This is a genomic window from Pedobacter hartonius, from assembly GCF_900107535.1.
Classification (GTDB): Bacteria; Bacteroidota; Bacteroidia; order Sphingobacteriales; family Sphingobacteriaceae; genus Pedobacter; species Pedobacter hartonius.
Map to the genome: position 1 here is coordinate 47104 of NZ_FNRA01000002.1, position 14036 is coordinate 61139.

The 14036-nt window shown below is 43.6% G+C and carries 11 protein-coding genes; 4 read left to right on the plus strand and 7 right to left on the minus strand.

The features are described from left to right. Position 1: 1 nt before the first annotated feature. Positions 2 to 754 (minus strand): tRNA pseudouridine(38-40) synthase TruA, encoded by a 753-nt coding sequence (gene truA / locus BLW16_RS03685; RefSeq protein ID WP_090555244.1) that lies wholly within the window; start codon positions 752 to 754, stop codon positions 2 to 4. Positions 755 to 839: 85 nt separating this feature from the next. Between truA and BLW16_RS03690 the strand changes: the two genes are divergently transcribed. Together BLW16_RS03690 and BLW16_RS03695 are read left to right on the plus strand one after the other, a co-directional pair. Further along, positions 840 to 1298, plus strand: a complete 459-nt coding sequence (locus BLW16_RS03690) for a DUF4293 domain-containing protein (RefSeq protein ID WP_090555245.1) — start codon at positions 840 to 842, stop codon at positions 1296 to 1298. Positions 1299 to 1382: 84 nt separating this feature from the next. Further along, the gene (locus BLW16_RS03695) at positions 1383 to 3263 is read left to right on the plus strand and encodes a DEAD/DEAH box helicase (protein WP_175470473.1); all 1881 of its coding nucleotides are present in this window, start codon (positions 1383 to 1385) and stop codon (positions 3261 to 3263) included. Between the two features lie 78 nt (positions 3264 to 3341). Here the strand turns inward: BLW16_RS03695 and ggt are convergent, their stop codons facing one another. The 5 genes from ggt to BLW16_RS03720 all read right to left on the minus strand — a co-directional run bounded on the left by ggt (position 3342) and on the right by BLW16_RS03720 (position 9348). Further along, positions 3342 to 5030, minus strand: a complete 1689-nt coding sequence (ggt, locus tag BLW16_RS03700; protein ID WP_090555246.1) for a gamma-glutamyltransferase — start codon at positions 5028 to 5030, stop codon at positions 3342 to 3344. A gap of 135 nt (positions 5031 to 5165) precedes the next feature. After that, positions 5166 to 5483, minus strand: a complete 318-nt coding sequence (locus tag BLW16_RS03705; protein ID WP_245735116.1) for a hypothetical protein — start codon at positions 5481 to 5483, stop codon at positions 5166 to 5168. Positions 5484 to 5524: 41 nt separating this feature from the next. Continuing rightward, positions 5525 to 6523, minus strand: coding sequence for an NAD(P)H-dependent glycerol-3-phosphate dehydrogenase (locus BLW16_RS03710; protein WP_090555247.1), 999 nt, complete (start codon positions 6521 to 6523; stop codon positions 5525 to 5527). Between the two features lie 74 nt (positions 6524 to 6597). Then, the gene (locus BLW16_RS03715; protein WP_090555248.1) at positions 6598 to 7953 is read right to left on the minus strand and encodes an efflux RND transporter periplasmic adaptor subunit; all 1356 of its coding nucleotides are present in this window, start codon (positions 7951 to 7953) and stop codon (positions 6598 to 6600) included. Positions 7954 to 7983: 30 nt separating this feature from the next. After that, positions 7984 to 9348, minus strand: a complete 1365-nt coding sequence (locus tag BLW16_RS03720) for a TolC family protein (RefSeq protein ID WP_245735117.1) — start codon at positions 9346 to 9348, stop codon at positions 7984 to 7986. Positions 9349 to 9442: 94 nt separating this feature from the next. Here BLW16_RS03720 and BLW16_RS03725 point away from each other — a divergent pair, with 94 nt between their 5' ends. Beyond that, complete coding sequence (locus BLW16_RS03725) at positions 9443 to 10060, plus strand: polysaccharide deacetylase family protein (protein WP_090555250.1); 618 nt, start codon at positions 9443 to 9445, stop codon at positions 10058 to 10060. A gap of 271 nt (positions 10061 to 10331) precedes the next feature. After that, positions 10332 to 12599, plus strand: a complete 2268-nt coding sequence (locus tag BLW16_RS03730) for an aconitate hydratase (protein WP_090555251.1) — start codon at positions 10332 to 10334, stop codon at positions 12597 to 12599. A 53-nt stretch (positions 12600 to 12652) separates the two neighbouring features. On the opposite strand, the gene BLW16_RS03735 is transcribed toward BLW16_RS03730, so the two are convergent. Continuing rightward, positions 12653 to 13990, minus strand: a complete 1338-nt coding sequence (locus BLW16_RS03735; protein ID WP_090555252.1) for a GH1 family beta-glucosidase — start codon at positions 13988 to 13990, stop codon at positions 12653 to 12655. Between the last annotated feature and the right edge of the window lie 46 nt (positions 13991 to 14036).

Sequence of the window (14036 nt, forward strand, 5' to 3'; positions counted from 1 at the left end):
ATTAATTTACAAAAGGATAAATGATGTTCACCAGATAGAGTCCGCATGCAGGTACTGACTGACCGGCATTACTCCTGTTTTTACTCTCTATTATTGCTTCAAGTTCCGGGAAACTGATTTCATTCCGGCCCACGAGAACCAGTGTACCCACAATTGCGCGCACCATATTTCTCAAAAAACGATCTGCAGAAATCTTAAAGATAAGACCTTCTTCGGTTTCAAGGAAATATGCCGCTGTAATTTTACAGTTATTGGTAGCAGTATCCGTATTCGTTTTGCTAAAGCTGGTAAAATCAGTGAAGTTCAATAACATTGCAGCGGCGGCATTCATCGCTGCCACATCCAGTCTGGCTTTATACAACCAGGAACGGTTCAGTTTAAAAGGATCTTTATGGAAATGAAAATGGTACTCATAGGATCTTGACGTTGCATCAAACCGTGCATGTGCTGTATCGTCAACCTTAAAAATCCGTTTTACGGCAATCGCATAAGGCAGAAGGGCATTGATGCTTCCAATAGCGAGCGACGCTGCAGATTCAGTGATTCCCTGCAGGTCCATATGTGCGAAAAACCGGCTGGCATGTACACCTGTGTCAGTTCTGCCACAGCCAAGGGTCATTACCGGCTGCCTGAAAAAAACAGAGAGTGCTTTATCCAGTTCCTGCTGAACGGTTACCGAGTTGGGCTGTGTCTGCCAACCGTGATAAGCTGTCCCGTCATAGGATAATTCGATAAAAAAACGTTGCGTATTCAATTGACTGCAAAAATACTTTTTTCCCTTCAACTAGACAGGCGTTTACCAGTCTTTTAATATATTTGTTAAAAATTATTAAATTGATATGATACAAAGGGTACAATCTGTATGGCTTTTTCTCGCCAGTCTGACGCTGTTCTTATTTCTTATGCTGCCCATACTAACAAAGGACACCCATACAGGCGAGCTCTGGCTGCAGGCAGGCGGAATCTATCAAAAGGTGAATAACGTCACTCAAAAGGTAGAAACCTATTCTGCACTGTTCGGGGGGACTATCTTTGCCGGCGTGATCTGCCTGGCCAATATTTTCAGTTTCAGAAACAGGGCGTTACAAAAACGCATCACATTATTCAGTATATTTTTAATCCTCCTGCTGATCGCTTGCATTGTAAACTACGCACTGAAAATTCCCGGGGGAATTAATGGGGCCGCTTTTAATACAGGCAGCGGCATGCCCCTTATAGCTGTCATTTTTTGTGCACTGGCTTTCAGAGGGATCCGTAAAGACGAACAGCTGATCCGCTCGGCCGACAGACTGAGATAATGCTTATTTAATTATTATTTCGTTATGTACCAAACAAATACCAAAAAATAAGCGTACCTTCGCGGCTTAATAAATAAAGTTATAATGATAAACCCATTTAAATTATTGGGGATAAGTGATGACGTTGTTAATGCCGTAAAGGATTTAGGTTTCGAAAATCCAACACCTATTCAGGAGCAAGCTATTCCTGTGCTGTTAGAGGGCAATAATGACTTTGTTGGTTTGGCCCAAACAGGAACAGGAAAAACAGCAGCATTTGGTTTGCCGCTAATCGAACTGATCGATTTCAGTTCTAAAAAGCCTCAGGCATTAATTCTATGCCCTACAAGAGAGCTTTGCTTGCAAATTGCCAGCGACATCAAAAATTACTCAAAAAACACGCCTGGTGCTAGTGTGGTTGCCGTTTACGGTGGCGCAAACATTATGCAGCAATTGCGTGAGATCAGAAACGGTGTACAAGTTGTTGTTGCAACACCGGGTCGTATGTTAGACATTATCGGCCGTAAGGCTATAGATTTCAGTAGTGTGAAATATGTAGTTCTTGACGAAGCTGACGAAATGCTGAACATGGGCTTCCAGGAAGACATCAATGATATCCTGTCTACTACTCCTGACGACAAAAAAACATGGTTATTCTCTGCAACTATGCCTCCTGAAGTGAGACGTATTGCTAAGAACTACATGGACAACCCTACTGAGTTGACCATGGGTACCAAAAACACTGGTAACGTAAATATCGAGCATGAGTACTATGTGGTACGTGCAAGAGATAAATATGCTGCCTTAAAACGTATTGTGGATTTCAACCCTGAAATCTTCGCAGTAGTGTTCTGTAAAACCAAATTGGATACACAGGATGTTGCAGAGAACCTGATCAAGGATGGGTACAATGCTGATGCTTTACACGGTGATTTGTCACAACAACAACGTGATAAAGTAATGCAGCGTTTCCGTGACCGTAATATGCAGTTGCTGATTGCAACAGATGTTGCCGCACGTGGTATTGATGTGAATAACGTAACACACGTTGTCAACTATTCACTGCCGGACGAAATTGAAAGTTATACGCACCGTAGCGGTCGTACAGGAAGAGCTGGTAAAACAGGTATCTCTATCTGTATCATCAACTCTAAAGAAATTGGCAAAATTCGTCAGATCGAAAGGATTATTGGTAAATCATTTACCAAGGCTGAATTGCCAACAGGATTTGACGTTTGCGAAAAACAATTGTTCTCTTTGGTTCACAAAGTTCACAACGTTGAAGTAAACGAAAGCCAGATTGACCAGTACATTCCGCGGATCATGGATGAATTTGCTGAACTGAGCAAAGAAGACGTGATCAAACGTTTTGCATCTTTAGAGTTTAACCGCTTTTTAGAATACTACAAAAATGCTCCTGATCTGAATGCAGCAGCATTGGATGAACGCGGTGAGCGTGGCGAACGTGGTGCAAGAGGCGCAAGGAACAGTGATTATACCCGTTTATTTATCAACTTAGGTTCGGTAGATGAATTTACAAGAGGTGATTTATTATCTTTTGTTTGTAACAACGGTAAGATCAGTGGTAAAAACATTGGTAAAATTGACCTTAAAGGTGTTTATTCATTCTTTGAAGTTGAAAATGCAATGGTTGATACCTTATTCACCAACTTCAACGATATCCAGTTTAACAACCGTGGTGTAAGAATCGAAAAATCTGGTGATGCGCCTGAAGGCGGCAGCAGCAGAGGCGGCGAACGAAGACCATACAGTGGTGGTGCTGAACGTAAAAGTTATGGTGGCGGCGAGCGTAAAAGCTACGGCGGCGGAGACAGAAGAAGTTCTGGCGGAAGCGGAAGACGTGAAGGCGCAAGTGCCGGTGGCGGATTCAGAGATTTCTCTGGTAAACCACGTGAAGGCGGAAATGCAGGTGGAAGTGGAAGACGCGAAAGCAGCGGAAGCGGAGACAGAAGACGCAGATCTTAATCTCCATAAATAATTAAACAGAAATGGCCTGGATATAGATCCGGGCCATTTCTGTTTTTAAAAAACTTTGTATCAGGTTTAAAATCCCATACCGGTATCATTGCCCCTTGGATCTGCGCCGGTTTCCAGTTCCCCGTTGGGTTTAACCAGGATGGCATCTACCCTGCCTATTGAACCGCGTTCCTTCAGCTGATATCCCTTAGCTTCCAGGTAACTTCTGGTAGAAGGCGATATGGCGTTCTTTTCTACAGCCACTTCATCAGGCAGCCACTGGTGATGAAACCGGGGAGCCGCGACAGCAGCCTGCATACCCTGACCAAAAGCCAGCACATTTAATACCGTTTGAAATACCGAGGTGATAATGGTAGATCCTCCGGGAGTACCTACAACCATTAGTAACTTACCATTTTTTTCGATAATGGTGGGAGTCATGGAGCTGAGCATCCTTTTTCCGGCAGCGATGGAATTGGCTTCCCCGCCTATCAGTCCGTACATATTGGGTGATCCGGGTTTTACCGAAAAATCGTCCATTTCGTTATTGAGCAAAAACCCTCCTCCTTCTACCACTACCAGTGAACCGTAAGAACCATTCAAAGTTGTGGTAGCAGACACTGCATTTCCTTCAGCATCAATGATGGAATAATGCGTAGTCTGCTCGCTTTCATATACTGGCAACACACCCGGCTGGATAACAGAACTGGGCGTGGCTTTCGTAAAATCCAGGTCTTTCATTCTCGACTCTATGTAACTGCTGCTCAGTAACGCAGCCTGTGGCACTTTAAAAAAGTCCGGGTCTCCAAGGTAGCTGGCCCGATCTGCATATGCCCTGCGCTCTACCTCAACCATCAGCTGAACAGTAGAATCCTGTTGAAAACCCCAGCGCTGCAAAGGATAGTTCCCCACCTGTTTGAGCATGGTTAACAATGCAATACCGCCACTGGAAGGAGGCGGCATGGAAATTACCGTGTAATCCTGATAATTGCCTGATACAGGTTTCCTCCAGACAGACTTATAGTCTTTCAGATCCTGCAAAGTGATTACTCCCCGTGTATGTGTCATCGACGCAACTATTGCCGAGGCAACCGTTCCCTCATAGAACCCTGCCCTGCCTTTATCCCTGATCAGTTTTAAGGTTGACGCGAGTTCAGGCTGTTTCAGCAGGTCGCCTTCCTTCCATACACCCTCTTTTACAAAAGCCACCGGCTTTCTGTTATATTTTAAAAAATCTTCTTTATGCCTGTTCAGTTCAGATGCCTGTTGTGCCGTAACAGGAAATCCTTTTTCAGCAAGGTCAATAGCCGGCTGAACATCTGCTTTCCATTTCAGCTTTCCGCATTTGCGATGGGCGCTGACCATTCCGTCAACAGATCCGGGTACACCGGAAGCCAGTGCCCCGAGCAGGCTTTTATCGGTTACAGGGTTTCCGTTCCCATCCAGGTACATGTCACGTGATGCTTTTTCCGGAGCTTTCTCACGGTAGTCCAGCGCATCTGAAACTCCAGATTTGCTCCTGTATACCATGAATCCGCCGCCGCCAATATTTCCGGCATTCGGATATACCACAGCCAGAGCAAACTGAACAGCTATTGCTGCATCTACTGCGTTACCGCCTTCTTTCAAGACTGCTACACCAACTTTAGCAGCCTCCGGATGTGCGCAAACCACAGCAGCGTGTTTGTATCGTTGTATTTCCTGCCCCGCAGCAAGATGCGACGCAGACAGTCCGATATACATGGAAAATAAAATTACCGGGAGCGTTTTATTCATGAGGGAAGGTATTAGTTGCTTAAAAATAACGGTTTAACCTGGCATTAGAAACAGCCGGAGCAATCAAAAGGCAAAAAAAATCCGGATCAATTGATCCGGATAGGTAATAATAGGTAATAGTTAGTACTTTTAAGGCTATTTCATTGGCTTGTCCATGATCTGAGAAGCTTTCAGATACACCTTTCCGCCTTTTTTATTGACATAATATTTACGGTTTTTTCCATCAATATATACATCTGTTCCATCAGGGGCCACCTTACCTTTATACGTTTTATCGGCCACTTTCGAACTTCCTTTCACAGCAACTTCTGCAGTCTTATGACCAACACTGGTTGCAGTTTTATCGATAGTCTGACCAACACTTTTCTTTTTCTCCTGCGCCTGCGCAGATAAGGAAATGGTACCGGCGATTGCAAGGGTTAATAAACCCGATAAATATTTTTTGTTCATCATTGTTGAGTTTTTAATGGTAACAAAACAATGTATTGATTGTTTTAATTTAAGTACTCCGTAAGGAGCTGCATCTCAGCTGCAGGAGCGTGGCCCTCGTATAAAATGAGGTACACGGCCCTGCTAACCGGCATTTCCACCTTATATTTTTTATTCACAATATGCATGCACCTGGCCGCATAATAACCTTCCGCAACCATATTCATTTCTAACTGTGCTGATTTGACGGTGTATCCCTTCCCGACCATGTTGCCGAAAGTACGGTTACGGCTAAACTGAGAATAAGCAGTAACAAGCAAATCACCCAGGTAAGCGGACTCCTTAATATCTCTTGTAATGGGATGAACGGCGTCTACGAATCTCTTCATCTCACGGATGGCGTTGGAGATCAGCACTGCCTGAAAGTTATCACCATATCCAAGCCCATGGCAGATTCCACTGGCAACAGCATAAATATTTTTCAGGACGGCAGCGTATTCTGTACCGAAGATATCATCCGAAGTGATCGTTTTCAGGTACCTTGTATTCAATAAACCTGAGAAATGCTTTGCTGCAGCAACGTTGAGAGACGCAATGGTGAGATAAGATAATTTTTCCAGCGCCACCTCTTCAGCATGACAGGGGCCGCTGATAACAAGGATATCATCCAGGGGGATATTAAATTTCTGGTGAATAAACTCTCCGATGATCTGATTTTCATCTGGTACTATGCCTTTGATCGCAGAAACGATCTTTTTACCACGCAGCATTTCCGGAGTTACCCCAGCCAGGGTTTCCTTTAAAAAAGCAGCAGGTACGTTCAATACAATATAATCAGCAAGCCCGATGATCTCACTGATGTCTCCTGAGATATGGGCTGCAGGTATATTGATCTCCACAGCACTCAGGTATTTAGGATTGTGTTTATATGCTTTCAGGTAAGCGATTGACTGTACATCGCGCAGCCACCAGTAAATTTCTTTTTCGGTAAGGTTGTCTGAAAGCATCTTTACGACAGCAGTTGCCCAGCTACCCCCGCCAATCATTGCGACTTTTGGTATCATTCTCTATAAATAAAAAATCCCGGCTTAATGTTTAAACCGGGACAAATTACTTATTTTATTGCTTACCCATCATGTTACTTTTTGTCTGGTTGGGCAAAGAGCTGATCTTTAGTGGTTTTCTCTACTTTCATCCCGTCCTTTAATTTGTTCTGAATGGCAGAATACGGCCCGCTAACTACTTCCGCTCCGGCTTTTAACCCTTTCCTGATTTCAATATACTGGTCATTCTGTATTCCGGTCACCACTTCTACCTGTTTCACTATCCCATTGGCATACGTGTATACATATTGTTTAATCGTTTTATCATTGAGTTTGGTTTTTTGCTTATCAGCATTTGCATCCGGGTTCTTCACATCGGCTTCATCTTTTCCCCCTTTGGTAAATACAGATTGTATGGGAATCGACAAGGCGGTAACGGATGAACTCTCAATATCAACCGTTGCAGAAAGCCCCGGTCTGAATGGAGAAGGAAGACCCTTTGCCCCGCCTTTTACGCCAAGATAAGAATCTGCCGCAATACGTACCTTAACCACAAAATTGGTCACCTGATCAGTACTGCTGGTAGCGGCAGTGGCCGTTCCCACATCTTTAGATGAACTTGCAATTTCGGTCACTACACCCTTAAATTTTTTATCTTCAAAAGCATCAACTTCAATTACAGCGCTGTCACCTATATTCACACGGTTGATATCATTTTCATTCACATCTACATTAACTTCCATAGAGCTCAGGTTGGAAATCCTCATGATCTCGGTACCTGCAAATTGCGCTGTTCCCAGGATCCTATCACCCAGTTCAACGGATAACTTTGAGATCACCCCGTCGACAGGTGCAAAGATGGTTGCTTTGGCAAGGTTGGCACTGGCTTCCTGAACATTGGCACCAGATTGTTCCAAATTGAATTTTGCGCCGATGAGCGACTGTTTGGCACTCTCAAGATTTGTTTTTGCCGTCACGAAGGCCGCTTTTGCAGCATCAAATTCAGCAATGGAAATTACTTTCTTTTTGAAAAGCTCAACGTTACGTTTGTAAATGCCCTGCTCATTGGCAAAACTTCCTTCAGACTGCGTTAAAAGCTGCGCGGCAGAGGCCACACTTGCTTTCTGAGAGCTGTAAGATGCACTTGCCCTGTCGAACCCCGACTTCAGCACATCCGGTCTTACTTTGAACAGCAGCTGTCCCCTTTTTACGATGTCACCCTCTTTAACCAATAACTCAACCACCTCGCCCGAAACCTCGGAGCTTAGCTTAACTTCTGTTTCAGGCTGCACTTTACCGCTGGCAGTCACGGTCTCTATAATCCTCCGGCTTGCCGCTTTTTCTACAGTAACCTTCTCCATCTTTTCACCGCCAATCAAGCCCGACAGCTTTGCTACAACCAGCAGGGCGACGAGTACGCCTACAGTGATGAGTATGTGTTTTAATTTCATTTCTTTATTTATTTGTCTGGGTTAATAATATTAAAAGGTAATCTGCCGGCCCAAGTAATAATCTATCACTTTAGACCTGAATAACAGATCGTATTTTGCTTGTATAAAATCAGTCTCTGCCTTATTCCTGTTTGTCCTGGATGTGTTATAATCCAGGGAATTAACCAACCCTACATTATAACGTTGTTCAATCACGTTAAAAGCATCTTTCTGCGCATTAAATGTGTTCAGTGTAGAGCTATAGCGGCTGTCTGCTGCGCGAAGATCGGCAATAGCTTGTGCAATAACCTTGTATAAGTTGTTTTTAGTTAAGTTCTCCTGAAGTTTATAATCTTCATAGTTGATTTTTGCCTTTTTTACATTTGATCTTGCCTGAAGACCATTGAATATCGGGATCTGTAAGTTCAGGCCTACCCCCTGGTTAAACCTCGAACTTACCTGATCAAAGAAATGCTGGTTCTGACTTTCCGCAGCAAGCAAATAAGAATAAGAAGAACCCAGGTTAGCGCCAAACGAAATTTTTGGCGTAAGCGCGCCTTTTGCTACGGCAATGCCCTTTTCTGCAGCCTGCCTGTTTAAACCGGATAACTTCACATCAGGAAAAATGGCCATTGCTGAATTGAAGACATCATTTACATTATAAACTTTTTGTGCCATGGCAATATCCTGTATGGTTGGAGCAACAACACTATACTCGTTGGTATCGGTTCTTATCTCCATTAACTGGGATAAGGTTAAATAAGAGATAGTCAGCTGGTTTTGTGCGTTGGTCACATTCAGATCTGCTGTAGCAGCCTGGGCTTTTGCCTGTGATACATCCGCTACCGTTTTATTTCCGGCATCCATCAGCGCCTCTTCCCTTTCTTCAGTCTGCTGTGCAACGAGCAGCTGTTCTTTGGAGGCTTTCAGGAGTTCCACATTAAATACAACCTGAAAATAGGCAGTTACTACCTGCAGGATCAGATCGTTTTTCACTTTATCCAAGTTACTGTTCCCTGCGTCCAGCAGGATTTTGTTCTGGCGGATCTGGTTGATCTTTGATAATCCACCAAAAACATCTACTGATGTACTTAAGGTCCCGCTTCCCTGATAAAATTTCTGATTCACTACCTGGAACGTAGTGCTGTTCAAACCACGTCCAAAACTCAGGCTGTTGTCTGCACTTGCATTTAAGCTGGGGTAAAGTGCTGCCTTGGACTGCTGCAGGTCTACTGCCGCAGATGACACACTGAGCACCGCCCGTTTGATATTCAGGTTATTTTGCAGCATTCTTTCAATAGCTTGCTGTATGGTTAATACTTCTTGTGCCTGAACAGACCACGAAATCCCCAGACTCAGGAACACGATGGCAGCTATGCTGGTTAATTTCGACAACAGACTATTGTTAGTAAACATTTTCATAATTCTAATTTCACAATATTAAGATAAACAACTCATTCAATTTTGTAATTTTCCCAGTACAACCACGTGTTATTTCTTACATTTGGTCATGTACCTGGTAAAATCCCCTCTTTTATTAAAATGGTATTATCCATTATTAGTCTGGAACAAAAGCCGCAACGAAAAAGTCATTTATTTAACCTTTGACGATGGACCCATACCCGTTGTTACAGACTTTGTTTTAAATACTTTAAAAAGTTTCAATTGCAAGGCAACTTTCTTCTGTATCGGAGATAATATTTCTAAGTATCCTGAAATATTTGAACAGGTAAAAGCGGCAGGTCATGCGATCGGAAACCATACTTTCAACCACCTAAAAGGCTGGAAAACAGACGACAGCACATACATCCAAAATTTTCTGCAATGCCAGCAACTTACCCAGTCCAACCTGTTCAGACCTCCATACGGAAGAATTAAAAAATCTCAGATCTCACATCTTAAAACGATAAATCCGCTCCTAAGGATCATCATGTGGGATATTTTAAGCGGCGATTTTGACATTAACCTCTCTCCTGAGAAATGCTGTGAAAACGTTATCCGCAATGCCCGTAACGGCTCGATAATCGTTTTCCATGACAGTTTAAAAGCATTCGACCGGCTAAAACTTGCTTTACCGGCTACTTTAGAGTTCTTCGTTAACCAGGGTTATCAGTTTCATACACTTTAATTTCACACGCTGATACGAAGTTCAGGCCAGAAATGAAAATCAATGCAAAACAGCGTTCCTGGATACTTTAAACGGCACAACGCTAAAATGCATGTCCGTTAATGAACAATCCCGTTCATTAACGGACATGCGGGAAGGACAATCAGCAGATGTTTTATTTAGAACATGTATAAATAATATAATGATATCGATATGATAGCCTTAGCCTGTTTTTTTTTGTAAATTCGCTACAATTTAAATCTAATATATTACCTTTTAACACATATTATCAATGGCTTTTGATATTGAAATGATCAAAAAGGTGTATGCAAACTTTGGCCCCCGCGTTGAGGCGGCACGTAAACTAGTAGGCAGACCTTTAACACTCTCAGAAAAAATCTTATATACCCACCTTTGGGACGAAAACACGAATACTTCTTATGTTAGAGGTACTGACTATGTAGATTTTGCTCCTGACCGTGTAGCAATGCAGGATGCAACAGCTCAAATGGCTTTGTTGCAGTTCATGCAGGCTGGAAGACCTAAAGTTGCCGTACCTTCAACTGTACACTGTGATCACCTGATTACTGCAAAATTTGGCGCAGAAGTAGATTTACCAGCTGCAAATACTGAAAGTAAAGAAGTATTCGACTTTCTTGCTTCGGTATCCAACAAATACGGTATTGGCTTTTGGAAACCAGGAGCAGGTATCATTCACCAGGTTGTATTGGAAAACTATGCATTCCCCGGCGGAATGATGATTGGTACAGATTCCCACACCGTCAATGCCGGTGGTTTAGGAATGGTAGCAATTGGTGTTGGTGGTGCTGATGCCTGCGATGTAATGGCAGGTTTGCCATGGGAGCTTAAATTCCCTAAATTAATTGGAGTAAAACTAACCGGAAAATTAAACGGCTGGGCTTCTCCTAAAGATGTGATCTTAAAAGTAGCAGGTATCCTGACTGTAAAAGGCGGTACCGGAGCTATTGTTGAATATTTTGGTGAAGGCGCAACCAGCATGAGCTGTACCGGTAAAGGTACCATCTGTAATATGGGTGCTGAAATCGGTGCAACTACATCTACCTTCGGTTATGATGAAAGCATGGAACGCTATTTACGTGCAACCAACAGGGCTGATGTAGCAGATGCTGCAAATGAAATTAAAGAACACCTGACCGGTGATGCTGAAGTATACGCTGAACCTGATAAATTCTTTGACCAGTTAATTGAAATTGATCTGTCAACACTTGAGCCTTATTTGAACGGCCCGTTTACTCCGGATCTGGCTACGCCTATTTCTAAAATGAAAGAAGTTGCAGCAGCAAACGGATGGCCAATGAAAATTGAGGTTGGACTGATCGGCTCCTGCACCAACTCTTCTTACGAAGATATCTCAAGAGCAGTAAGTATCGCTAAACAGGTTGCCGCAAAAGGATTAACTGCAAAAGCTGAATATTGTATCAATCCCGGATCTGAGCAAATTCGTTTTACGATCGCGCGTGACGGATTCCTGGAAGTATTTAAACAGATTGGTGCAAAAGTATTCACTAATGCCTGCGGACCATGTATCGGTATGTGGGACAGGGTTGGTTCGGAAAAACAAGAGAAAAACACAATCGTTCACTCTTTCAACCGTAACTTTGCCAAACGTGCTGACGGTAACCCAAATACTTTCGCTTTCGTAGGTTCACCTGAACTGGTAACTGCTTTAGCTATTGCCGGCGACCTGGGCTTTAATCCGCTGACAGATACGCTGACCAATGCAAACGGCGAGCAGGTGATGCTTGACGAGCCTACAGGATATGAACTGCCCACACAAGGCTTCGCTGTTGATGACGCAGGTTATCAGGAACCGGCTGAAGATGGAAGTGGTGTACAGGTTCTGGTATCTCCAACTTCACACAGGCTGCAGTTACTTGATCCTTTTACCCCATGGGAAGGCACAGACCTTAAAGGATTGAGATTGCTGATCAAAGCTAAAGGTAAATGTACTACTGACCATATCTCTATGGCAGGCCCATGGTTGAAATTCCGTGGTCACCTTGACAACATTTCAAACAATATGCTGATCGGAGCTGTCAATTATTTCAATGACAAAACTGATGACGTTAAAAACCTGCTGACTGAAGAGTACGGACCTGTTCCTGCAACTCAGCGTGCGTACAAGGCCGCAGACATAGGAACAATCGTTGTAGGAGATGAAAATTACGGTGAAGGTTCTTCACGTGAACATGCCGCAATGGAGCCACGTCACTTAGGTGTCCGCGCAGTACTGGTAAAATCTTTTGCACGTATCCACGAAACAAACCTGAAGAAACAGGGAATGCTTGGATTAACGTTCAGCAACAAGGATGATTACGATAAGATCCGCGAGGATGATGCAATTGATATTGTTGGATTAACTACTTTCAGCCCTGATGTACCATTAACTATCGTGTTAAACCATACTGACGGTTCTAAAGAGGAATTCCATGTAAACCATAGCTATAACACACAACAGATTGAGTGGTTTAAAGCCGGTGGTGCGCTGAACATCATCCGCAGACAAGTTATTGCATAATAAAAATTAATATGTGATGAAGTCCCCGTTTTAGACGGGGACTTTTTTTTTCGCTATTTTTTCAGGAACTCCTGCCACCAGTGACCGGATGACTTGATCGTCCTCTGCTGTGTCTTGAAATCATTATACACCAGTCCAAATCTGGCATTATAACCCTCTGCCCATTCGAAGTTATCCATCAGGGTCCATGCCATATATCCGGTTATATTCATTCCGTCTTCCTTAGCCCTCAGCACTGCGGCAAGGTAAAGTTTAAAGTACTCGATCCGTTCCTGGTCATCCACTATTCCATCAATCAGCTTATCATGGTAAGCAGCCCCGTTTTCGGTAATCATCAGGCTCCTGACTTTAGGATAGGAAGCAAACTGCTTAATGATGTTATAAAAACTGTCTGCATTGACTTCCCAGCCCATTGCAGTATGGGGCTTCTTCCTGCTCTTGGCCTTTACCTCCCAGGCCTGCAGTGTTGGTATAAATGCGTTGTATTTAATCGTAAGCGGGAAGTAGTTCTGTATACCTATAAAATCGAAATCAAATGTTAAGCGCTCCGTATGCCTCCATGTAGAATGTGAAATAGCAAATTTCTCCATTACTTCCCATTCCTCGCCCGGATATCCCATTCCGAGAGCCGGCTCGATAAATAGCCTGTTCATCAGGCAATCCACCCGCGACGCAGCCAGGATATCACTTTCGCTCTGCGTATAAGGGATAATCTCAGCGCAGGAATACGTAGTACCAATATTTGCATTTGATACTTCGGCGCGTAAAATCCGACCCCCGTCCGCCTGCGCAATCGCGGTATGGTGTACCGCTGAGAAAAAGTTGGTGAGACCTGTTTTACCAGGAGCATGTATGCCCAGCATATATCCTAGCGAAGTAAATCCAAAAGGCTCATTGAGTACCATCCAGTTTTTTACTTTATCTCCATAGGTTTTTGCACAAAGAGATACAAAAGCATTAAAGGCGGTATTGATGCCAAAGGCCGTCCAGCCGCCCTCCTCTTCCAGTGCTTCGGGCAGATCCCAGTGATACAGGGTAACGTACGGAACAAGCCCCTGTTCGAGGCATTCATCTATCACATTGTGATAAAACCTGATACCTTCCTCATTGACAAGCCCCTCGCCATCAGGCAGAATCCTGGGCCAGGAGATGGAAAATCTGAAAACAGAAAAGCCAAGCAGCTTTACCAATGCAATATCTTCGTTGTACCTATGGTAAAAATCACAGGCCATAGCAGGGTTGTGGCCTTTCTTGATCTTACCCGACCGTTTGGAAAAGGTATCCCATACAGAAGCACCTTTTCCATACATATCTGCTGCCCCTTCTATTTGAGCCGCAGCGGTGGCCAGCCCCCAGGAAAAATCATTACCGAAATCGGATGCTTTGATCATATGTTGATGATGTAGATGCCAATATGAGAATTTAGTGTTAACTTCC